This window comes from Polaromonas sp. (assembly GCF_012927415.1).
Classification (GTDB): Bacteria; Pseudomonadota; Gammaproteobacteria; order Burkholderiales; family Burkholderiaceae_C; genus Polaromonas.
This window is the reverse complement of the sequence record NZ_JABBPF010000059.1, coordinates 14,773-35,886: the sequence shown is the minus strand read 5'-3', so window position 1 is coordinate 35,886 and position 21,114 is coordinate 14,773. Positions and strand designations below refer to the sequence as shown.

19 protein-coding genes and 1 tRNA gene are annotated in these 21,114 nt (G+C 60.0%); 8 read left to right on the top strand and 12 right to left on the bottom strand.

Annotated features, from left to right (window positions below):
- The first annotated feature begins 259 nt into the window (after positions 1-259).
- The 7 genes from HHJ19_RS06270 to HHJ19_RS06240 all read left to right on the top strand — a co-directional run bounded on the left by HHJ19_RS06270 (position 260) and on the right by HHJ19_RS06240 (position 7,770).
- Entirely contained in the window at positions 260-2,698 is a 2,439-nt protein-coding gene (locus tag HHJ19_RS06270; RefSeq protein WP_296905055.1) for a bifunctional salicylyl-CoA 5-hydroxylase/oxidoreductase, read from the top strand.
- 75 nt (positions 2,699-2,773) lie between these two features.
- On the top strand, positions 2,774-3,250 hold the full coding sequence (locus HHJ19_RS06265; RefSeq protein ID WP_296905054.1) for a MarR family transcriptional regulator: 477 nt from the start codon (positions 2,774-2,776) through the stop codon (positions 3,248-3,250).
- Positions 3,247-4,101 carry an enoyl-CoA hydratase family protein gene (locus HHJ19_RS06260; protein WP_296905052.1) on the top strand — a complete coding sequence of 285 codons (855 nt, stop codon included), beginning with the start codon at positions 3,247-3,249 and terminating at the stop codon, positions 4,099-4,101. The genes HHJ19_RS06265 and HHJ19_RS06260 overlap by 4 nt, the downstream gene beginning before the upstream one ends.
- Before the next feature lie 30 nt (positions 4,102-4,131).
- On the top strand, positions 4,132-5,322 hold the full coding sequence (locus HHJ19_RS06255) for an acyl-CoA dehydrogenase family protein (RefSeq protein WP_296905051.1): 1,191 nt from the start codon (positions 4,132-4,134) through the stop codon (positions 5,320-5,322).
- Positions 5,319-6,941, top strand: a complete 1,623-nt coding sequence (locus HHJ19_RS06250) for an AMP-binding protein (protein WP_296905049.1) — start codon at positions 5,319-5,321, stop codon at positions 6,939-6,941. The genes HHJ19_RS06255 and HHJ19_RS06250 overlap by 4 nt, the downstream gene beginning before the upstream one ends.
- On the top strand, positions 6,938-7,378 hold the full coding sequence (locus tag HHJ19_RS06245) for a thioesterase family protein (protein ID WP_296905047.1): 441 nt from the start codon (positions 6,938-6,940) through the stop codon (positions 7,376-7,378). Before HHJ19_RS06250 ends, HHJ19_RS06245 begins: the two co-directional genes overlap by 4 nt.
- Positions 7,375-7,770: a RidA family protein gene (locus HHJ19_RS06240; protein WP_296905045.1), complete on the top strand. Its 396-nt coding sequence runs from the start codon at positions 7,375-7,377 to the stop codon at positions 7,768-7,770. Before HHJ19_RS06245 ends, HHJ19_RS06240 begins: the two co-directional genes overlap by 4 nt.
- A 70-nt stretch (positions 7,771-7,840) precedes the next feature.
- Here the strand turns inward: HHJ19_RS06240 and HHJ19_RS06235 are convergent, their stop codons facing one another.
- Together HHJ19_RS06235 and HHJ19_RS06230 are read right to left on the bottom strand one after the other, a co-directional pair.
- Entirely contained in the window at positions 7,841-8,737 is an 897-nt protein-coding gene (locus HHJ19_RS06235) for a YihY/virulence factor BrkB family protein (RefSeq protein ID WP_296905042.1), read from the bottom strand.
- Between the two features lie 277 nt (positions 8,738-9,014).
- Positions 9,015-10,094 (bottom strand): alpha/beta hydrolase, encoded by a 1,080-nt coding sequence (locus HHJ19_RS06230; RefSeq protein ID WP_296905041.1) that lies wholly within the window; start codon positions 10,092-10,094, stop codon positions 9,015-9,017.
- Positions 10,095-11,009: 915 nt separating this feature from the next.
- Between HHJ19_RS06230 and HHJ19_RS06225 the strand changes: the two genes are divergently transcribed.
- The gene (locus HHJ19_RS06225) at positions 11,010-11,987 is read left to right on the top strand and encodes a tyrosine-type recombinase/integrase (RefSeq protein WP_296905039.1); all 978 of its coding nucleotides are present in this window, start codon (positions 11,010-11,012) and stop codon (positions 11,985-11,987) included.
- An 8-nt stretch (positions 11,988-11,995) separates the two neighbouring features.
- On the opposite strand, the gene HHJ19_RS06220 is transcribed toward HHJ19_RS06225, so the two are convergent.
- From HHJ19_RS06220 to HHJ19_RS06175, 10 genes are all read right to left on the bottom strand, one after another.
- Positions 11,996-12,628: a hypothetical protein gene (locus tag HHJ19_RS06220; RefSeq protein ID WP_296905037.1), complete on the bottom strand. Its 633-nt coding sequence runs from the start codon at positions 12,626-12,628 to the stop codon at positions 11,996-11,998.
- A gap of 9 nt (positions 12,629-12,637) precedes the next feature.
- A complete protein-coding gene (locus tag HHJ19_RS06215; protein WP_296905035.1) occupies positions 12,638-12,964 on the bottom strand; it encodes a hypothetical protein in 327 nt (108 codons plus the stop codon).
- A complete protein-coding gene (locus tag HHJ19_RS06210; RefSeq protein ID WP_296905033.1) occupies positions 12,957-13,694 on the bottom strand; it encodes a TIGR04255 family protein in 738 nt (245 codons plus the stop codon). Before HHJ19_RS06210 ends, HHJ19_RS06215 begins: the two co-directional genes overlap by 8 nt.
- 138 nt (positions 13,695-13,832) lie before the next feature.
- A tRNA-Phe gene (locus tag HHJ19_RS06205) sits at positions 13,833-13,908 on the bottom strand.
- Between the two features lie 58 nt (positions 13,909-13,966).
- Positions 13,967-14,644 (bottom strand): response regulator, encoded by a 678-nt coding sequence (locus tag HHJ19_RS06200; RefSeq protein ID WP_296905031.1) that lies wholly within the window; start codon positions 14,642-14,644, stop codon positions 13,967-13,969.
- Positions 14,645-14,727: 83 nt separating this feature from the next.
- A complete protein-coding gene (locus HHJ19_RS06195; protein WP_296905029.1) occupies positions 14,728-17,034 on the bottom strand; it encodes an ATP-binding protein in 2,307 nt (768 codons plus the stop codon).
- Positions 17,031-17,717 (bottom strand): DUF4390 domain-containing protein, encoded by a 687-nt coding sequence (locus HHJ19_RS06190; RefSeq protein WP_296905027.1) that lies wholly within the window; start codon positions 17,715-17,717, stop codon positions 17,031-17,033. The genes HHJ19_RS06195 and HHJ19_RS06190 overlap by 4 nt, the downstream gene beginning before the upstream one ends.
- The gene (rsmB, locus tag HHJ19_RS06185; RefSeq protein WP_296905025.1) at positions 17,674-19,110 is read right to left on the bottom strand and encodes a 16S rRNA (cytosine(967)-C(5))-methyltransferase RsmB; all 1,437 of its coding nucleotides are present in this window, start codon (positions 19,108-19,110) and stop codon (positions 17,674-17,676) included. The genes HHJ19_RS06190 and rsmB overlap by 44 nt, the downstream gene beginning before the upstream one ends.
- A 138-nt stretch (positions 19,111-19,248) precedes the next feature.
- Positions 19,249-20,274 carry a M48 family metalloprotease gene (locus HHJ19_RS06180; protein ID WP_296905023.1) on the bottom strand — a complete coding sequence of 342 codons (1,026 nt, stop codon included), beginning with the start codon at positions 20,272-20,274 and terminating at the stop codon, positions 19,249-19,251.
- A gap of 227 nt (positions 20,275-20,501) precedes the next feature.
- Positions 20,502-21,095, bottom strand: coding sequence for a LemA family protein (locus HHJ19_RS06175; protein ID WP_296905022.1), 594 nt, complete (start codon positions 21,093-21,095; stop codon positions 20,502-20,504).
- Positions 21,096-21,114: the final 19 nt, after the last annotated feature.

The window sequence follows — 21,114 nt, the reverse complement described above, 5'->3', positions numbered from 1 at the left end:
CGGGTGATTCACGAGACCACACCGATCGTCCCGGCTGACGGCCAGCAAGGGCAAAGCGGGCTGCGTGACACGCTGGTGCTCACCTACCGCGCCGCAGGCTTTCAGGCCCCCTGAAAGCCCTGCCGCCCTGCCTCGCCGGCACCTTTTTCCCCAAGCGACTCGCTTACTGATCCTTGCCGTTCCGGTAAAAGCCTCGCTTGACTAATTTAGTTTAAATATAAACAATTAAGGTAAGATTAATCTTTAAATTACGCATCTCATGCACATCCTTTGCCTTGGCGGTGGCCCCGCCGGCTTGTATTTCAGCCTGCTGATGAAGCTGCAAGACCCGGCACATCAGGTGACCGTAGTTGAGCGCAACCGGCCTTTCGACACCTTTGGCTGGGGCGTCGTTCTGTCTGACCAGACGCTGGTCAACCTGAAAACGGCCGATCCGGTCAGCTCGCAGCTGATTGATAACGCGCTGAACCACTGGGATGACGTCGAGATGTTCTTCAAAGGTCGCAGCGTGCGCTCGGGCGGCCACGGGTTTTGCGGCATCGGCCGCAAGCGGTTGCTCAACATCCTGCAAGAGCGCTGCCTGGAACTGGGCGTGGCGCTGGTGTTTGAAACCGACGTGACCGATGACCAGGCGATGGCCGCCAAATACCGGGCCGATCTGGTGATAGCCAGCGACGGCCTAAACAGCCGCATCCGCAACCGCTACGCCAGCGCCTTTCAGCCCGACGTTGAGTTGCGTGACTGCCGCTTTGTCTGGCTGGGCACGCACAAAACCTTTAACGCATTCACCTTTGCCTTCGAGCAGACCGAGCACGGCTGGTTTGCTGCCCATGCCTACAAGTTTGACGACACCACCTCGACCTTTATTGTCGAAACCCCCGACGCGGTCTGGAAGGCCCACGGACTGGACCAGATGAGCCAGCAAGACGGTATTGCGTTTTGCGAGCGCCTGTTTGCCAGGTACCTGGACGGCAACGCGCTCATGAACAACGCCACCCATGTGCGCGGCTCGGCGATCTGGATCCGTTTTCCACGCGTGGTGTGCGCGCACTGGGTGCATTACGAAATCATTGACGGCAAACGCCTGCCGATCGTGCTGATGGGTGACGCGGCGCACACCGCCCATTTCTCGATTGGCAGCGGCACCAAGCTAGCGCTGGAAGACGCGATTGAACTGACGCGTTGTTTTGCCGCGCACCCGGACGCCGACCAGGCACTGCAAGCCTACGAGGCTGTGCGCTCGGTCGATGTGCTGAAGATCCAGAACGCGGCGCGCAACTCGACCGAGTGGTTTGAAAACGTCAATCGCTACAGCGCCATGAAGGCCGAGCAGTTTTTTTATTCCATGATGACGCGCTCGCAGCGCATCAGCCACGAAAACCTTCGTGTGCGCGATGCCCAATGGCTGCAGGGCTACGAGCAGTGGCTAGCGCAAAGCAATATGCGCGAGAACCCGGCAAGCGCAGATGCTCCAGAAATTCCCGCAGAGGTTCCAGGCGAGCCAGGGCCGCGGAACCGGCTCAGCCGGGCCGCAGGCGCAGCGGCCCCCTCGGGGGGCAGCGAACCACGCGAAGCGGGGAGCGTGGGGGCCACCCCGCCCCCACCCATGCTGCTGCCGCTGAAAGTGCGTGAACTCACACTGAAAAACCGCATCGTCGTCTCACCGATGGCCATGTACAGCGCGGTTGACGGCGTGGCGCAGGACTTTCACCTGGTGCATCTGGGCGCGCGGGCGCTCGGCGGTGCCGCGCTGGTATTTGTCGAAATGACCTCGCCTGATCCTGAAGGCCGCATCAGCCCAGGCTGCACCGGCCTGTGGAACGAAACGCAGATGCTGGCTTTCAAGCGGATTGCTGATTTTGTTCATGCATCGGGCACTGGCGCGAAGATTGGATTGCAGCTGGGCCACAGCGGACCCAAGGGTTCGACGCAACTCGGCTGGGAAGCGCCCGACGAGCCGCTAGTTGAAGGCAACTGGCCGCTGCTGGCCGCCAGCGCGGTGGCCTACGGCCCGAGGAATCAAGTGCCGCAAGCCATGACGCGCGCCGACATGGACCGCATAAAGACCGGATTCGTACAGTCGGTGCGCTATGCCGTGCAGGCCGGTTTTGACTGGCTGGAGCTGCACTGCGCCCACGGCTACCTGCTGTCAAGCTTCATTACGCCGCTGACCAACCAGCGCAGCGACGAGTACGGCGGTACCCTTGAAAACCGCTGCCGCTACCCGGTCGAAGTGTTCAGCGCGATGCGAGAAGTCTGGCCCGCGCGTCTGCCGATGAGTGTCCGCATCTCGGCCCACGACTGGGCGCCGGGCGGCAACACGGCTGACGATGCGGTGGCGATCGCCAGGCTGTTCAAGGCCGCCGGCTGCGACTTCATCGACGTCTCCTCGGGCCAGACCACGCGCGCTGCCAAACCGGTCTATGGCCGCATGTACCAGACGCCGTTTGCCGACCGGATCCGCAACGAGGTCGGCATCCGGACGATTGCCGTTGGCGCGATTTCAGAGGTGGACCACGTCAACAGCATTATTGCCGCCGGCCGTGCCGACCTGTGCGCGATCGCCCGGCCGCATCTGGCCGACCCGGCCTGGACGCTGCATGAAGCAGCCAGGCTGCAAAGCCGGCATGTCAGCTGGCCGCTGCCCTACCTTAGCGGCCGGGATCAGCTGTACCGCGAGATTTCAAAGCAAAAATAGCCCCTTGTCCAATGAATACCGATATAACTTGCTATTAAATATATAGCGTTAACTGCACACAAGGAAGAACGAGAAATGGACCTGGAAGCACGCGGCCACAGCGAACATCCCGAAGAACTGCGGCTCTGGCTGCGCATGCTCACGCTCACGCAGCTGATCGAGAAGCAGGTGCGCAGCCAATTGCGCGAACAGTTCGACACCACCCTGCCCCGCTTTGATTTGATGGCGCAACTGGAGCGCAACCCCGAAGGCCTGAAGATGAACGAGCTGTCGCGCCGAATGATGGTGACCGGTGGCAACGTCACCGGCATCACCGACCAGCTGGTCACCGAAGGTCTGGTCGAGCGCGCCCTGGTCGAGGGCGACCGCCGCGCCTACCGGGTGCGCCTGACACCCCACGGCCGCACGCAGTTTGACGAGATGGCGCGTGCGCATGAGTCCTGGATCGTGTCGGCCTTTGACGGCTTGAACCCGCGCGAGGTCGAGTCACTGCATAAACTGCTGGGCAAGGTCAAGCAACACTACAACGAAGCCAAACTGGAAGTTTTATGAAGCATTACATAGGCCAGTTCAACCCCATGCAAGGGCATTTCAACGCACTGGCCGGCTATCAGGCGCGGCACTTCGCCTACGCATTCGATAGCGGCGTCGCCACGCTGACACTGAACCGCCCCGATCGCAAAAACCCGTTGACCTTTGACTCCTACGCCGAACTGCGAGACCTGTTTCGCGCCTTGAACTATGCGACCGACGTAAAAGTCGTGATGCTGACCGGAGCCGGCGGCAATTTCTGTTCGGGTGGCGATGTGCACGAGATCATCGGACCCCTGACCCAGATGAGCATGCCCGAACTGCTGGAGTTCACCCGGATGACCGGCGACCTGATCAAGGCCATGCGCTTGTGCCCACAGCCCATCGTGGCGGCGATTGACGGCATCTGCGCAGGCGCGGGCGCCATGATGGCACTGGGGTCCGACCTGCGCCTGGGTACGGCTCAGGCCAGGACCGCCTTTCTGTTCACCCGCGTCGGCCTGGCAGGTGCCGACATGGGCGCCTGCGCGTTGCTGCCGCGCCTGATCGGCCACGGCCGCGCCTCGGAACTGCTGTTTACCGGCCGCACCATGAGCGCCGAAGAAGGCCTGCAATGGGGTTTCTTCAATTCGCTGCACGAACCCGAAGCTCTGCTGGGCGCGGCGCAGAAGCTGGCGCACGAGCTCGCCAGCGGCCCGACCTTCGCGCACGGCATGACCAAGACCATGCTGCATCAGGAGTGGGCCATGACGCTGGACCAGGCGATAGAGGCTGAAGCCCAGGCCCAGGCCATCTGCATGCAGACGCAGGACTTCACCCGCGCTTATGAGGCGTTTGCCGCCAAACAAAAACCGGTGTTCCGGGGCGACTGAACTTTGCCGACCCTGCTGGAGAGAGAAAACATGAAACCCGCGACAGCTCCTCTGACCCATCTGGCCCTGCCATTTTTTGATGCCGTTCACCGCCAGCTCGCCACCGCACTGGCAGAGTGGGTTCCGCAGCAGCAGATCGATGAAAGCGACGACCGCATCGCCTGCAGGGCATGGGTCAAACTGCTGGGCGAGCAGGGCTGGCTGCGTTATTGCGTGCCGGCCGGTTTGAACGGCGCTCTGGGTGGTGCGCTCGACCGGCTAGACTCCCGGGCACTGGTGATTCTGCGCGAGACGCTGGCTTTCCATTCGCCACTTGCCGATTTTGCGTTCGCCATGCAGGGCCTGGGCAGCGGCGCGATCACGCTGGCGGGTTCGCCCGAACAGCAGGCAGCCTACCTGCCGCTGGTAGCCAGCGGTGAAAAAATCGCCGCCTTCGCGCTGAGCGAGGCCGATGCCGGATCGGACGCCGGTGCGATGACGACCCGCGCGACTCCATCGGCAGGCGGCTGGTCGATCAACGGCAGCAAGTCCTGGATCAGCAATGGCGGCATCGCCGACTTCTACGTGACTTTTGTCAAGACCGACCCGGCCGCGGGCACGCGCGGCATCACCGCCTTCATTGTTGACGCCAGCACGCCGAGGCTGGACAGCAGCGAGCACATCACCGTGATGTCGCCGCATCCGCTGGCAATGCTGAAATTTACCAACTGTCAGCTCGCAGCAGGCGCGCAGCTTGGCGCGCTCCATGGCGGCTTCAAGCTGGCCATGCAGACGCTGGACATCTTCCGCGCCTCGGTGGCCGGGGCCGCCCTGGGCATGGCGCGCCGCGCGCTGTTCGAGGCGGTGCAGTACGCCAGGACACGCAAGATGTTCGGCCAGACGCTGGGCGACTTTCAGCTGACGCAGGCCAAGCTCGGCGAAATGGCCGCGCTGGTCGATGCGGCGGCGCTGCTGACCTACCGCGCCGCCTGGCTGCGGGACGAAGGCGAGCGACTCGGCAACAGCGTTCGGGTCACCGCCGAAGCCGCCATGGCCAAGATGACGGCCACCGAAAACGCCCAGCGTGTCATCGACATGGCGCTGCAGATGCATGGCGGGCTGGGCGTGATGGTCGGCACCAAGGTGGAAGGCCTCTACCGCGACATCCGTTCGCTGCGCATCTATGAGGGCGCCACCGAAGTTCAGCAACTCATTATTGGCAAGGCGGTACTGCAATCATGACTTCCTCCATTCCTTCCGCACAAACCGATTGTTTTGTTCACGATCGCCTGCCGCCACCCGGGCAGTGGCCCATGCTGGTGTATTCGCTGCTGCCCGGGCTCGACATCCCGGACCAGGCCAACCTGGTCGATGTGCTGTTCAGCAAGGCCATCAACATGGGCCACGCCGACCGGCCCATGCTGCGCTCGGACAAAATCACGCTGAGTTATGCCGATGCCCTGGCGCGCGTCAACCGCATTGCCCAGGTGCTGACGGAAGACTTCAAACTGGCACCGGGCAACCGCGTGCTGCTGCGCGGCGGCAACTCTATCGGCATGGCGCTGGCCTGGCTGGGTGTGGTGCAGGCCGGCCTGGTGGCCGTCGCGACCATGCCGCTGTTGCGCGCCAAGGAACTCGGCGAGATCATTGAAAAAGCCCGGCCGGCGCTCGCGCTGTGCGATGCGACGCTGCTGGAAGAACTGGAGATTGCAAGGGCGCAAGGCGCGTCAGTGCAGACCATCATCCCTTTCAACCTGATGAATGAGCCCGGTTCAATGGCCGTTTTGTCGTCACAAAAAGATGGCAATTTCAGCCCCTGCCCGGTTGCGGCTGACGACATCGCCATGATGGCCTTCACCTCGGGCACCACCGGCAAGCCCAAGGCGACGGTTCATACGCACCGCGACGTGCTGGCCGCCTGCGAAGCCTGGCCGCGTCATGTTTTGAAAGCCGGACCGGATGACATCGTGATGGGCTCGCCACCGCTGGCCTTCACCTTTGGCCTGGGCGGCATGCTGGTGTTTCCGATGTGGGTTGGTGCGTCGGTGTATTACCCGTCAATTGCCTACACGCCCGAGGCCATGGTCAAACTCGTCAGACAGGTCGGCGCGACCATCTGCTACACGGCGCCCACCTTTTACCGCCAGATGGCCTCCTTTGCCAAACAGCTCGGCATGCCCGATCTGCGGCTGTGCGTCAGCGCGGGCGAGAGCCTGCCAGACGCCACGCGGCAACTGTGGAAGGACGCCACCGGGCTTGAAATCATCGACGGCATCGGCGCTACCGAGATGTTCCACATTTTCATTTCCTCGGCGCCTGGCGAGGTACGCGCCATTGGCAAGGTTGTCCCCGGCTACACCGCCAAAGTCGTCGATGACCACGGCGCCGAGCTGCCGCGCGGCAGCATCGGCCGGCTGGCGGTGATAGGGCCGACCGGGTGCAGGTATCTGGATGACGCGCGCCAGCTCAACTACGTCAGGGACGGCTGGAACTACCCCGGTGACGCCTTCGTGCAGGACGCCGATGGCTATTTTTTCTACCAGGCGCGCGACGACGACATGATCATCACCTCAGGCTACAACGTCGCAGGTCCAGAAGTCGAGGATGCCCTGCTTAGGCACCCGGCGGTAACCGAATGCGGCGTGGTGGGCGTGGCCAATGAAGACCGCGGCATGATCGTCAAGGCCTTCGTGGTGCTCAAGCCCGAGTGCATCGGCAACGCAGCCATGGTCAAAGCCCTGCAAGACCATGTCAAAGCAACGCTCGCGCCCTTCAAATACCCGCGCCAGATTGAATTTCTGGGCAAACTGCCGCGCACCGAAACCGGCAAGCTGCAACGCTTCAAGCTGCGCCAGTCATGAAATTCACAACGAAAAAACGGGTCCGGTTTCACCATTGCGACCCGGCGGGCATTGTGTTTTATCCGCAGTTTTTTTATCTGCTGCACGAGGTGCAGGAAGACTTTCTGGCGCATATCGGTTTTCCGGAACATGGCCTGATTGCCAGCGGCGTGGGCGTGCCGATTGTTGACCTGAAAACTGAATTCCTCGGCATGTGCCGCAACGGTGAAGAACTCACGATGACGCTGGAACTGACACGCATCGGCGGCGCAAGTCTGGGCATGCACTACGAGATTCACGCCAGCCCGAAAGCGCCGGGCGGGGTCGATACCCTCAGGCTCAAAGCCGACAGCGTGGTGGTCTATTCCGAAGTGCCGCATGGCAAGGCGCTTCGCCTACCGGAAGAGTTGCGCGACGCCCTTTTGCCCTACCTTCAATCCAGTCCGGAAAAATCATGATGACCAGAATTCAGCCGCCCGACTGGGCCGAACCCAAAGGTTATGCCAACGGCATGCTGGCGCGCGGCGCCATGCTCTTCGTCGGTGGCCAGATCGGCTGGAATGCCAGTCAGCAGTTTGAAACCGATGATTTTGTTGCGCAGACACGCCAAACGCTGCTAAATGTCGCCGCCGTGCTCAAGGCTGGCGGCGCTGCGCCGGAACACATGGTGCGCATGACCTGGTACATCGTCGACCGGGTCGAATACAACGCCCGCCTGAAGGAAATTGGCGTCGTTTACCGTGAAGTCATGGGCAGGAACTTCCCCGCCATGACCTGTGTTCAGGTGGCGGCGCTGGTGGAAGATCGCGCCAGGATCGAGATTGAGGTGACGGCGGTGGTTCCCGATTGAGCGCAGGCCGAAAAGCCAAGTTGCTGTTTAGAATGGTGCGTTCGGGCCAATGTGACGCCGGCAAAAGCCGCTATCCGGTTTGCATCGGTTGGGCCGGGGCATTTTTTTCGCTGCTGCCGATCCGCTCGTATTCTGAAATCACCTGCGCGCCCAGCAGCAGCAGCGTGGCGGCAATCTCCAGACTCAGCAGCACGACAATGGCGGTGGTCAGCGAGCCATACACCACGCCGACCTGCGACAGCGTGGCAAAGTACCAGACCAGCACATGGCGCGTCAACTCCCAAAACAACGCAGCCGTCACGCCGCCAATCAGTGCATGGCGCAGCGACAATTTACCCACCGGCATCACCATGTACACCGACGTCAACACGAATATCTCGCCCATCAAGCCAAGCAGGTAAAGCAGGACGCCCGAAAAGCCGCTGAGTGACCAACTCGAGCCCAAAAACTCGACGCTTCTTTCCCCCAGCGCCTGAAAGCTTCCGGCTACCAGCGTCACCAGCAGGAAACCCAGGCCCAGAAAAAATATGTAGCAGTAAGGCAGCACGGCCGACATCAGAAAATGGCGCCGCCGGATGGCGACGCGATGCAGGAAGATGACCGACATTGCGTTTTCAAGCACGGTGAAAGCCAGGGAACTGAAAAACAGCATGGTGCCCAGCAACACCCAGCCCATGACCTCCCGGTGTGCCAGAAAATTGGCCAGCTCGTTGACGATGAAATCGGATTCGCCCGGCGCCAGCCAGCCGATGTAGCGGCCCAGCGATTCCAGCAACGTTGACTGGTCAATCACATGAGACAGCGCAATGGCAATCAGGATGAGCAGCGGAACAATCGACAGCAAGGAATAGTAGGCCACGGCGCCCGCCAGCAACAAGCCCTGGTTGGCGCGAAAGCCCTTGATGATTTGCAGCGCAAAAGCACCCGGATGGCCGAGAACGTAAGCAGCTTGGGGTTCAAGGGTCATGACAAGGCCCGGCACTGCGCGGGGTGGGATAAGAAGTTAGGTTCATTATGCGCGGCAAAAAAACTGCCATCCGCTTCGGTAACGATTACGGAAGAATTGGCGGCCGCCATCGCCGGAGTTGACTAACCTAACGCCCGCGCGAGGAAAAGTTTATTGGCATCAGGCAGCACTTTCGGTGGTACCCAACAGTAAAGCTCGCATTGCCGCTACTTGGGTGACATCAAGCTGACGATGCTGCCCCTTCAACTTGATATCGTCGAGCGGCATAACGAGATTTTTATTTTTTGAGATGGCCGTTCATAAACATGCCTATCTCTGTAAAAGCTTCTCGATTCTCCGGAATTCGCTCATCCCTACCGTATTGCGCATGCGACTGGCCTTCGTAAACTTGGAGAAAGGAGTCAATGCCCAGATTGCGAAGCTTGCGATGGACTCGCACCGTGTTGCTCAGCAGCAAGTCGCGCGTTCCTGATGTCAGGATGGTCGGAGGAAAACCGCTCATGTCGCCATATATGGGAGAGATCAAAGGGTCCTTGAGGTCATGGCCGTTGGCATAAAAGGCCGCTGCAGCGTCGCAGAAGCCTTCGGTCGACACCAGGACGCTGTCCAGCATGGCGTTCGTGTAAAAAGTATCGCCTGTCTTTGTGCTGTCGGACATTGGCGTTCCGGACGCGATCGCACCGGGCAGCGGCAGTCCTAATTGCTTGGCTCGCAAGCCCATCTCGAGAACGAGCGCACCGCCGGCGGAAGTGCCGATGAGCCCGACGCGCTTAGGGTCCGTCTTGGCAATCACCGCTCTGTAGACCGCCATCACATCGTCAAGCGCGCCAGGAAAGTACGCCTCTGGGGGCATGCGGTAGTCAACAGCAATCACCCGGTAGCCGCCGATCGCCGCGATAAGCATGGCCTCGGGCAGCGCGGCCTCCGCAGGATTCAACACATAGCAACCGCCGTGGACTTGCAGCAGCATGCGATTTCGGTTTTCTGGAAGAACCTTTTCCGGAGTGACGGTGTAGATCTTCACTCCACCCAGGGTTCCCGGCTCGACCTTCACCTTCAGACGCGCGCGCATGGCTTCGACATTGGGCGACGCCGTCGCGCGTGTGGACTCAGCCAGGTGCGTCCAGCCTTCGGGTGTGGTTGGCGGGGTGCTCCAGCCAGTGCGCAAAGGTTGTGCAATGATTTGCTGAAGTTCCGGGCTCACGGTGTTGGGGACGGGAATTGTCTTAGCGGGCACCTCGCGTGGAGCCAACGGCGCAGATTGTGCGAAGGCGACGGCTGAGGAGTAAAGCGCTGCGAAGGCAGCGATGCGCAAAGCGACGCGTGAAACGGTTGATATCTTCGACTTGTGCTGCATTAATTTATCCCTTATTCATAATTTTTGCCAAATGTATCATTTGTTTCTTGAGCTTGCACGCCAGCGCTTAATTAATCAATCCGTCGGCGATTGGCCAACCCGGGAATGACGACTTGGCTACATCAGTTTTTGTGGCGTGTTGTGGATAATCGAAGTATTTAGCCTGGTCACTTTGAGATTGGCTGTCGTCAATTTCAGGTCGGCACCAACATGCGAAAGTCAGCTTTGCCGCTTCAGTAAATCACGTCGACGGGTTGTTACACACAAAGTTGACAGACCGCTTCGGGCACCAGATGACCACCACGAACGACGGCTGAGCAGTCTCGAAAATCATGGAAACTAGCGTCCCCCGAAGCGGGCACTGGTGGCCGTCGGGTTCCCCTGCTTTCTAGCCATTGATAGAGCAAGTTATCTCGAACCATTCAGCGTGATGGTGAACCGACACACTGATAGTTCCTGCCGACACAGCCGGCACACCGGCACGGCGAACAGTCTTGCCCAGTGTCAGTGTGCCGGTGGTGTCAGCGCAGTAGCGAGCAAGAGTCAGACATGCTAATTTGTTACCCCTTTCTGGTAGTTTCAGCGACCTTTGGGCAACCTTCCGACTGGTGGAACGGGGACAGGAATGCCCAGGCAAATAGCGGCCAATTTTGTCGAAGAAATTTCGGGCCAGGTCATGGCAAGCCCAACTGGTATCGCCCGGCATTTCGGACCAAAACCTGCGTACGAAAAAATGCCGGCACGCCTCGCTAACGGCACAAAAGGGCAACGGCGCCATCAGCATCGTTGGCCCTTTGAAAAGAGCCGTAGTGGACGCACTATCGTCGCTCGCGGATACGCTGAAAAAATGCTTGGCTGCGACGCGCAAGAATCTACAGTGCCTCGTCCCAACTTCAACGCAATGCGGGCTGCTTGATGGGACGGCGACGTCAAGGTAACTACGACGACCCGCCACGCTTTCACAAAAAGGGCAAGGTTTGGTATCACGTCAGCGGCACCTTGCCCTGGCTCTGGACCAAGCTGTCCAGCGACAGGGCCGAAGCGTTATGGCTTTGGGCTCCGCGTGAGGGCGTGCGAGAAGATGATTCGACAAAATTGCTTTCAGTCGTGGCGCGCCGCGATGTGCGCGACGTGTACCCGGCCAAGAGCGTTCAAACGCGCCTGGACAACGACAAGGAACTGGCGAATCTGCTCAAGGTGTTTGCTCATATTCCGATTGATGCGATTGCGCCCATGCACATTTGCGAATACATGGACATGCGCGGCCAGGTTGCAAAGGTTCGGGCCAACCGGGAAAAGGCGCTGTTTTCGCACCTCTTCAACAAGGCACGCGAGTGGGGATACACGGCCACACAGAACCCATGCCAGGGCGTAAAGGGTTTTAAGGAAACCGGGCGCTCCAGGTACATCACCGATGTGGAATTTGACCAGGTGAAGGCTCAGGCGCATTTCACTGTCGTGGATGCAATGGACTTAGCCTTGCTGACCGGCCAGCGCCCAGCTGATGTGCTAAAACTCAAACGCACCGATATTCGGGATGGCGCACTGTGGATCGTGCAGAACAAGACTGGCGCACGTCTGGGCATTGAGATCACCGGCGAGTTAGCGTCCACCATCACCAGAATCAACGAGCGTCCACGCCGGGCAATCAGCGCCTATCTAATCCAGGACGAAAACGGCCAGCCCTTGACGCAATGCGCCCTGCGCTCACGCTTTGACAAGGCCCGCACGCTGGCCAAGGTGAATTTTCAGTTTCGGGATATTCGAGCCAAGGCTGCGACCGATACCGGCGACCTGGCGCACTCACAAAAGCTGCTGGCGCATAGGAACCGAGACATGACTGAGCACTATGTCAGATCGCGTGTAGGAGAACGGGTAAAGCCGCTTCGATAATTGACCAGCTACATTCCTCCTGGAATCGATCCTGATGGTTGAATCTCTGACCGCTTTACGTTCTCATGAAAGCGGCAAAAGTGTGCCGACAATTTAAACAAAAACAAAAAAAATCCAGCCAAACTCAAAGTGGCAAGCTTGTTATTCTTTCCGCTTCCAACACCCTGCAAGAGATGCTGACTTGGAAATGAATGTGCATCATCAAGCATCACAAACATGTCAGCTTTGAGTCCTGCACCTTTGGGAAAATACACAATGTTGTAAACCTGTTGCAATTTGATTCCACCAATTTGAGCATCGATGCGCGACTGGGTAATGCCTTTAGATTTAAGCAAATCCTCATAACGCGCTAATTCGATTAATGGAGCAACAGTAATTTTTGCAGGAATGTCTCGATGATTAGCAGGGTCAATTAAACAACTATTTGATAAGACAACTGCATCCACCCGATGCATCTCACCTGAGCCAAAATCTCTTATTGGTACTTGAGTCCAAGCATCGCCCTGCAAAACCTCATCGGTATACATGGAAATATAGTAATTAAGAGGATTTGGCCATTTTTTCAGTTCCAACATCAAGCCATTTTTCTCCACTACCGTAAGGTAATATGGAAAGTACTTAGCTAATGAAGCTTCGTTCAACTCCATAGCTTAGGAGCGTGAATAGAGACCTGTCAGATTCTCCATAAGAATAAGCTCGAGATCCGCATCCATCCGAACTTGTGAACCAGCAAAATTTGCATAAAAACCTGCAAGTTGCTGATCCACCACATAATTAGAATTTTCAGATCCAGAAGATATGTATAGCACTTTGCTACCCGCAGCCGTGCTTGGAGTCGAACTAAAAGTAATGTTTTTTCCGCTAATGGGTGCGTGGACCTCTTGCTCTGGAGGTTTGTAAAACATACCAGCATGAACTATGGCCGCACTCATAGCCAGAGCCGGTGCCATCGACATTTTGAAGATGATATTAGTCATAAATTGGATCCAAAAATTTTACAGTCTCATTCGTAAGACACTCAAAAAATAGCTGCTTATTCACATCATGAATACGGTCCAAAAACAACCCATTTTCTAAAGCGCTCAAAGGAAGCTCAACCTGCTGAGAAATGGTATCTACCGTCAAAACTAATCCTTGCCGAGCTTCGCCATTTATCAAGGTCACTGTACCTGGAGCGCCAACTTGCAAGACATGCACGAACTCATCCCTGGGAACTTCGAACTGCATCTGAATGGTTGAGTTGGGCTTGTTACCACCTAACTCAACAGAGAAATTTATCCGCCCTATCATTTCAGCAACAGAGGATCCCTCAATTACATCAATATATTTAAGCGCGTACCGTTCAACCTTATCAACAATGCCTGCATCCTCAACATATGAAAGCATCTGTTGAATTTCAGCTTTGAAAGCCTTCCAGCCAGGATAGGGCAGCTTGCAGGACAAAGCCAACGCCTTGTCGCCTACCAAAACCAAAAAATTGTCTAAGTGAATGCGAACTAATGGCTGTTGAGCAAGCTGAGGGTCAGCCTCCCGAATTTCTCGTGGTATCTGCCCAATTGGAAGCCGCTCAATCTTTGAGCCCTTTGACTTTGCATGCAAAAATCCCGGCATGATGTCTGAGGCATTCACCGAAGATGTGAACCGGATCTCGAAAATTGCCTCGATCAATGGTTCTTTGTTGAGCTTAGTCGGAAGACCTTGCACCATAGATTTTTCCCTGAAAGTGTGATCATGCTAGCACGAAGGCAATACGGTAACAATGCGTTACCTACCGAATTGTAGAAAAATCGAGGCAATTGTAGAAACGCCCCAGAACCCGAAAAGGGCGCTGGGGCGCATGGATACTGGTGGCCTGGGGCGGAATCGAACCACCGACACAAGGATTTTCAATCCTCTGCTCTACCGACTGAGCTACCGGGCCTGAGCACAGGAGTATATACCAGCCCCAAGGCCGATTCTCGCCCGGCGAGGCCTGAAATTCAGCCGCCGCGCTTGCCTCGCGTGAGGTCAACGCCCAACTGCTTGAGTTTGCGGTACAGGTGGGTACGCTCCAGACCGGTTTTTTCAGCGACCCGGGTCATGGAGCCGCCTTCCTTGGCCAAGTGAAATTCGAAATAGGCTTTTTCAAATTCGTCACGCGCTTCGCGCAGCGGCTTTTCAAGCAGAAAACTCTGGGTGGCTTGCGGGCCGCGGTCGATCGGTGCGACTAAAACGCCGCCTTGCATGGCAGATGCGTCGGCCGAGAAGTCGACCAGGTGCACTGCGGCGTTGGGCGCGCTGACGGGACGAGCGATGGTTCTGGCCAAGCCTTGCTCGACGGCCTTGAGCAGTTTTTGCAGGGTGATGGGTTTCTCAAGAAACGCCATGGCGCCGATCTTGGTGGCCTCTACCGCCGTGTCTATGGTGGCGTGGCCGCTCATCATGATGACCGGCATGGTGAGCAGGCCGCTGGAGGACCACTCCTTGAGCAGCGTCACGCCATCGGTGTCGGGCATCCAGATGTCGAGCAGCACCAGGTCAGGCCTCGCTCGGGCACGGGCGGCGCGCGCCTGCGCGGCGTTTTCGGCAAGGTCAACCTGATGCCCCTCGTCGTTGAGGATTTCCGATAGAAGGTCACGTATGCCCAACTCGTCGTCGACCACCAGAATGTTTGCCATGATTGAATGCTGCCCTGCCTGTTATTGCGGATGAGACGGTGTGCCTGTAGAAGCTTTTTGCCAGCTGCGCGCTGCAAGTGTTGTCAGGCCACAACTGCGAATGATAACGATACTTGCGCGCCCTGCACCGCGCCGCCGGCCATGCGGTTTGAAATATCAATGCGCGCGCCGTGTTCATCGGCAATTTTTTTGACCACCGCGAGCCCGAGACCGGTCCCTTTGACCTTGGTGGTGACATAGGGCTCAAAAGCGCGCTTGAGGATGTGTTCCGGAAAGCCAGTCCCATTGTCACGCACCGTCAGGCGCACGCGGTTGGTGGTTTCCGAGTACTCGGTTTTCAGGGTGACACTGGCGTTTTGCCTGCCCTCCTGGGCATCCTGTGCGTTTTGCAGCAGGTTGTGAATCACCTGACGCAGCTGCTGCGCGTCGCCCTGAATCGGCGGGGCCCTCGGGTCAAGCTCGGCATGAACCGGCACCACCGCGTGCTCGCCGAAGCTGTCGTTTTGATAGAGCTGCAACACTTCGGCGATCAGCACGTTGAGGTCCAGGGCTTTCAGCTCGGCCGCGGGCAGGCGGGCATAGTCGCGAAATTCGTTGACCAGCCGCTTCATGGCATCGACCTGATCGACGATGGTTTTGACGGATTTCGTCAGCAGCGCCTGCTCGGCCGGCCCGACCTTGCCCGAAAGCTTCATTTCAAGGCGCTCGGCTGACAGCTGGATGGGCGTGAGCGGGTTCTTGATTTCGTGCGCCAGCCGGCGCGCCACTTCGCCCCAGGCCTGCGCGCGCTGGGCAGACACCATGTCGGAGATGTCGTCGAACACCAGCAGATATTCCTCGGTGCCTGGCATTTTGGCACCACGCGCAATCAATGTGATGGCATTGTTGCTGGCACCGTGGCCGGCGCCATGGAGCTCGAACGATTGTTGCCAGTGCGCCAGCACCTGCGTTGCGTTGTTGCTGAGGTAGTCGGCAAACTGGGCCAGCACATCCTTGGCAAACACCTCCAGCCCCGGCACTTCGCCAAGTGACTGGCCCTGAAAGTCTTCCAAGGGCGCGCGCAGGATGCGGGTGGCGCCCGGATTGCTGGACTGGATGTTGCCCCGCACGTCCAGCACAATGACACCCGCCGTGAGGTTGTCGAGAATCGTTTGCAGGTTGGCACGGGCGGCGTTGACCTGGCTCATGCTGTGCTGCACCGCCCCGCGCGCGTCGGCCAGCTGCTGCGTCATGTCGGCGAAGGAGCGCGTCAGCCCGCCCAGCTCGTCCTTGCCCTGCAACGCGGCCTTGGGCGTGAGATCACCCTGGGCCACCTGCTTGACGCCCTCGGCCAGCAAGAGCAGTGGCTTGGCCAGTTGGTTGCCGAGCAGCACCGCCAGCACCACCGCGCCAAACACCGCAAGGAAAAGACTGAGCGTTAGTGTGCCAATGTACATTTTGCGCAGGCCACCGCGCGCCAGTGCGCGCTCCTGGTATTGGCGGTTGGCCTCCTGAACGGCAATCGCATTGGCCACCAGGCCAGCGGGCAGAACGGCGGTCACCTGCAGAAAGCGGGACTGACCCAGCACGTTGAGATTGGGATTGTTGACCACGGCAATGGCCTTGACGCGCGGCGCGCTGGTGGCGCCACGCGGTGGCGAAGCCGGACCGGCAGCGCCAGCGTCGAGTTCACCATTGCCGCCGGGCATCACTTCGTCAAGACCTTCAATCTGGGTGGTGACGCGCTGGGTGCGTGCGCTGCGCAACTGTGGCGCCGAGGGTCGCTCGGGCTGCAGCAAAAAGCGCGATTCTCCTGCGCTGGCCAGCAACTGGCCGGAGGCGCTCCAGAGCACCACATCGCTGGCCGACAGCTGGTCGCGCAGGCGCTCCAGTGCCAGCCCGGTCATGGCGTCTGGCGTTTCCGACAGTTGCGTGGCGGCCTGGCGCGTCTTGTTGGCGAGGTCGGCCGCCAGCGTGTCGAGCGTGGCGCGCCCCAGGTTCAGGCCGGCCACCAGAGCGCCTTCGACTTCCACGTCGAACCAGGTCTCAATGGAACGCGAAACGAATTGGTAGGACACCACATAAATCATCAGGCCGGGCAGCAGGCCGACCAGCGCAAAGATCGCTGCCAGCTTGAGCAGCAGGCGGCTGCCAAACCGGCCGCGGCGCAGGCGCAGCGTCAAGCGCAGCACAATCCAGCCGATCACCAGCAGCAAGAGACAGGCGACCGCCACGTTCAGCGCAAAAAGGAGGGCGTAATTGCGTTCGTAAAGCTCGCGGTTGCCGGTCGCCTGCGTCAGCAAAAACAGCAGCACCAGCCCGAGCGCAATCACCGTGCCCACGCCGACACCGACGGTCCAGCGAAAAGCCGCGCTGCTTTTGAGCACGTTCAAATTGCCGGGGATGCTCACCGGCTACCCCCCGCTTCAGTCTCCGCAGCCATGCCGGTCGTGGGCGGCAGCAACTTCAGGCGCTCTTTGACCTGGGCGGAAATGGTCCAGTCCCTTTGACCGGCCACGCCGATCTGGAACGGGCGCGGCAGTTGGGAGAGATCAAGCCGGAAACTCAGGCCGATCTCGTATTCGGACTCCGGCTCCACCTCGGACGAGTCAGCGATTTTCCAGCGCGCAACGCGCTGTATCGCCGACAGCGCTTCGGCCAGGGTTTCATAATTCTGGTTCAGCGTCGCGCGCAGGCCCGACGAGCTGGTGATGAGCCCCGGCACGATGTTGACGCGCCATTTTCGCGTCAGCGGCTGGTAGGCCAGGCGCAGCGTGCGGGCAGCACTCGCCACGCGCTGATCGGTCCAGTACCAGCGGTCACGGTAGATATCGGTCTCGACCACAAAAAACAGCGGAATCCCTTTGGACAGGGCCTCCTCGACCACAGGTGGCAGCTCAAAGCGCACCAGCGCCGAGAGGAACACGCCGTCCTCGGCGCGCTCGACGTGCAGCTGGGTGATCTCGGTGCCAGCCGCATAGCCTTGTCCCGGTGCCAGCATCGCGCACAGGCAAAAGCCGAGCAGCAGGCGGGCGAACGCGCGACGAGCGCTAGGCGTTGCGCTTTTCAAGGAGTGCGTAATAAAAACCGTCATGCTCACGCATCAAATTGTCCGGGAAGACTGTCGCGCCGACCCCACTTTGGGGCAGCAAATGCCCTGGTGACGGCATTAATACGGCATCCGTGTGGTGCGTAACAAACGTTTGTACCTGGCGCTCGCCTTCCGCCCTGAAAACCGAGCAGGTGCAGTACACCAGCCGTCCGCCCGGTTTCAACAGCGGCCAGAGCGCGGCCAGCAAGCGCGCCTGAATGCCGGCCAGCTGGCCGATGTCGCCCGGCCGGCGCAGCCAGCGCACGTCGGGATGGCGCCGCACGATGCCCGAGGCGGTGCAGGGTGCGTCGAGCAGGATGCCGTCGTAAAGCCGGCCATCCCACCAGTCGCCCGGCCGGGCGGCGTCACCCACCACGATGTGCGCCTGCAGGCCGAGGCGCTGCAGGTTTTGCGCAATGCGCTCGCAGCGACGCGCGTCGATGTCCAGCGCGGTCACCTCGCAATCGGCCAGCTCCAGCAGATGCGCGGTTTTGCCGCCGGGAGCGGCGCAGGCGTCAAGGATGTTGAGCCGGGCTTTGGCGTCTCCAGCCGCCAGTCCCTCAAGCAGCAGGGGCGCGGCCAGCTGGGCGGCAGCGTCCTGCACTGAAAAATGTCCTTCGGCATAGCCGGGCAACGAAGTCACGGGACGCGCCGTCGCCAGGATGACGCCGTGCTGCCCGGCTGGCGACGCTTCTATATCAATAGCAGCTAGTGACCGTAAATACTGGACCTGCGTCGTTTTTCGTTCATTTATTCGCAATATGAGCGAAGCCCGGGTGTTGTTGGCCTGCAAAATCGCCTGCCAGTCCGCCGGGTGGTCTTTGCGCACCTGGTCTATCCACCATTGCGGGTGGTTCCAGACCGCTTGCGGGCTTTTTTCGGTCAGCGCCATCAGGGCGTCCTGCTCGCGCAGGAAGCGGCGCAGGCAGCCGTTGATGAAACTGGCCTGATGCCGGGTGGATTCGCTGCGCTTGGCCGCTTCGACCGCCTGATCAACCAGCGTGTACGGCGTGTACAAAGACGCCAAAATGGTCGCGGGCGCAGAATTTTCTGGCGGGCTGCCTTCAGGAAAACCAGCTCCGCCGGATGACCGTGAGGACACTTCAGTGCCCGGCGTGGTGATCATGCAAGCCAGGGCAACGCAAAGCAGCGCATCGGCTTCGGGCGGCGGCGGGCGTTTGGCGAGCTGCTGGCGCAGTGCTTCGGCGCGGCCCAGCCAGCGCAGCGCATGAAAGGCCTGCGCCTGAACGCCAGGCCGCAACTGGGCGTCGACGTCTTCCAGCGCAGGCGTCATGGACTGGCCATCGCGCACGGCCAGCAAAACCGAGGCTGCGCCCTGCAGCTGGCGCCACAAGGGGACTTGGGCTGAGGGGACTTGGGTCGGGTGTTCTTGCATCGGTTCCGTCAGGACCAGCTTGTTCAAGCCAGGGTTAACAGCCGTCCGGAAGCGGAAGGCGCAGCCTCTATTAGACCAGCCCGGCCGCAACCCGAAGTAGGCACTGACCGTGGCCACCCGTGCAGGAATTCCGTGTGATTAAAACAGGGCGTCCGGCCGGGTTGGCGCCTGATCATCGGGCCGCGCAACCAGCGCGCCCATCGGCCGGCCATAAATGCGGCGGATGCGCTCGGCCAGCGGCGGATGGCTGGCCAGCCAGCGCGCCGGACTGCTGGCGCTCACCAGCAGCATGTGCTGCACCGAAGGATGCAGGGCCTGCGACACGCCGCCGCTCAATCGGCTGCCGGTCTGCTCGCCTGCCACCTTGCGCAGCACACCGCCCAGCCCGTCCTTGCTGCGCGTGAATTGCACGGCGCGGGCATCGGCGAGAAATTCGCGCTGGCGCGAAACAGCCGCTTTCAGGGCCCGTCCAGCCAGCCAGCCCAGGGAGCCCGTCGCCATGATGGCCAGTCCCGGCAGAGCCAGCAGCGACAAAAGGGAACGCTCTCCCCTGTCGTCGGCGTTGTACAGGCTGGCGCCCAGGTTGAAGACCATCTCCAGGCCGAACACCATGCCGGCCAGCCGCATGTTCAGGCGCGTATCGCCTTCGCGCAAGTGGCTGAATTCGTGCGCCAGCAAACCCTGCAATTCATCGCGGCTCAGGCAGTCAAGCGCGCCCTGGGTGACCGCCACCACGGCGTCACTTTCGTCCCACCCGGCGGCAAAGGCATTGATGCCATGCTGGCGTGTCAGCACCATGGCCCGGGGTGGTTTCATGTTGACGGCAATTGCCAGCTCACTGACGATGTTGCACAAACGCCGCTCGGCATCGCGGACTGAGGGCCAGGCCTCGCGCGCGCCCGCCTGGCGTGCCAGTGCTTCGCCGCCGCCCTGCAGCGCCGAGGTCTCCAGCCACCAGCCACCCAGCACAAACAGCAGAATGACGGTGGTATTGACGGCAAAAAAGTAGGCCGGGTAGCCACTCAACCCCGGTGTCACCGCGCGCCAGGCCAGCGCCAGAGCGACATTGACCGCCACCACCAGCGCAATCACCGTTACGCCAAACAGCAGCAGCAGACGCAGCGTTTGCGCCCTGGCTTGTTCCTGTTGATCAAAAAATCGCATCTATCAAGCCCCCACGGTCGCTCACTGCGTGTAGCTTCCTGCCCCCCGAGGGGGCCGCCCCGCCTGCAGTCCGGCAAAGCCGGTCCTGCGGCCGGTACTTGAAAAGACGAGTTCCCACTGCCCCTGGCCATGCAAGTTCCGGCCGCGGAACTGGCTTTGCGAAGCCGCAGGCGGGGCGGCCCCCTCCGGGGGCAGCGCAGTACGCGGAGCGACAGGCGAGGGGGCCATTACAGCTGGATCCGGATAGCCTGGCGTTCCACCGCGCTCTCGGTGGCGCGCAGCATCACCGACGGCGTAAAACCGAACAGCCGCGCCAGCAGTAGAGTTGGAAACTGCTCTTGCGCGTTGTTGTAGTCGAGCACGGCGTCGTTGTAGGCCTGCCGCGCAAAACCGACCTTGTTTTCGGTACTGGTCAGCTCTTCGCTTAACTCGCGCATGGTCTGGTCGGCCTTGAGTTCCGGGTAGGCCTCGGCCACCGCAAACAGATGACCCAGGCTTCCGTCCAGCGCCTGTTCTGCGGCGGCCAGTGCGATGATGGCGTCGGCCTTGCCCGGTCGGCTTCGCACCGCATCGCTGGCGTTGCGCGCCCGGTTGCGCGCGGCGATCACCGCCTCCAGCGTGTCCTGCTCATGCTGCAGGTATTTTTTGGCGGCTTCGACCAGGTTGGGTATCAGGTCATAGCGCCGTTTGAGCTGGACATCAATCTGCGCAAACGCATTGAAAATGATGTTTTTCAGGCGTACCAGCCGGTTGTAAGCCCCTACGGCCCAGAACACCAGCACGGCAAACAGGGCAATAAACACAATCGTGCGCATGGACATGAAAAGCATTCCTTGAGGC

Bases quoted from the DNA above. Each gene is read 5' to 3' on its own strand.
- HHJ19_RS06270 (WP_296905055.1), top strand. From the start codon at position 260: ATGCACATCCTTTGCCTTGGCGGTGGCCCCGCCGGCTTGTATTTCAGC.
- HHJ19_RS06265 (WP_296905054.1), top strand. From the start codon at position 2,774: ATGGACCTGGAAGCACGCGGCCACAGCGAACATCCCGAAGAACTGCGG.
- HHJ19_RS06260 (WP_296905052.1), top strand. From the start codon at position 3,247: ATGAAGCATTACATAGGCCAGTTCAACCCCATGCAAGGGCATTTCAAC.
- HHJ19_RS06255 (WP_296905051.1), top strand. From the start codon at position 4,132: ATGAAACCCGCGACAGCTCCTCTGACCCATCTGGCCCTGCCATTTTTT.
- HHJ19_RS06250 (WP_296905049.1), top strand. From the start codon at position 5,319: ATGACTTCCTCCATTCCTTCCGCACAAACCGATTGTTTTGTTCACGAT.
- HHJ19_RS06245 (WP_296905047.1), top strand. From the start codon at position 6,938: ATGAAATTCACAACGAAAAAACGGGTCCGGTTTCACCATTGCGACCCG.
- HHJ19_RS06240 (WP_296905045.1), top strand. From the start codon at position 7,375: ATGATGACCAGAATTCAGCCGCCCGACTGGGCCGAACCCAAAGGTTAT.
- HHJ19_RS06235 (WP_296905042.1), bottom strand. From the start codon at position 8,737: ATGACCCTTGAACCCCAAGCTGCTTACGTTCTCGGCCATCCGGGTGCT.
- HHJ19_RS06230 (WP_296905041.1), bottom strand. From the start codon at position 10,094: ATGCAGCACAAGTCGAAGATATCAACCGTTTCACGCGTCGCTTTGCGC.
- HHJ19_RS06225 (WP_296905039.1), top strand. From the start codon at position 11,010: ATGGGACGGCGACGTCAAGGTAACTACGACGACCCGCCACGCTTTCAC.
- HHJ19_RS06215 (WP_296905035.1), bottom strand. From the start codon at position 12,964: ATGACTAATATCATCTTCAAAATGTCGATGGCACCGGCTCTGGCTATG.
- HHJ19_RS06210 (WP_296905033.1), bottom strand. From the start codon at position 13,694: ATGGTGCAAGGTCTTCCGACTAAGCTCAACAAAGAACCATTGATCGAG.
- HHJ19_RS06200 (WP_296905031.1), bottom strand. From the start codon at position 14,644: ATGGCAAACATTCTGGTGGTCGACGACGAGTTGGGCATACGTGACCTT.
- HHJ19_RS06190 (WP_296905027.1), bottom strand. From the start codon at position 17,717: ATGACGGTTTTTATTACGCACTCCTTGAAAAGCGCAACGCCTAGCGCT.
- rsmB (WP_296905025.1), bottom strand. From the start codon at position 19,110: ATGCAAGAACACCCGACCCAAGTCCCCTCAGCCCAAGTCCCCTTGTGG.
- HHJ19_RS06180 (WP_296905023.1), bottom strand. From the start codon at position 20,274: ATGCGATTTTTTGATCAACAGGAACAAGCCAGGGCGCAAACGCTGCGT.
- HHJ19_RS06175 (WP_296905022.1), bottom strand. From the start codon at position 21,095: ATGTCCATGCGCACGATTGTGTTTATTGCCCTGTTTGCCGTGCTGGTG.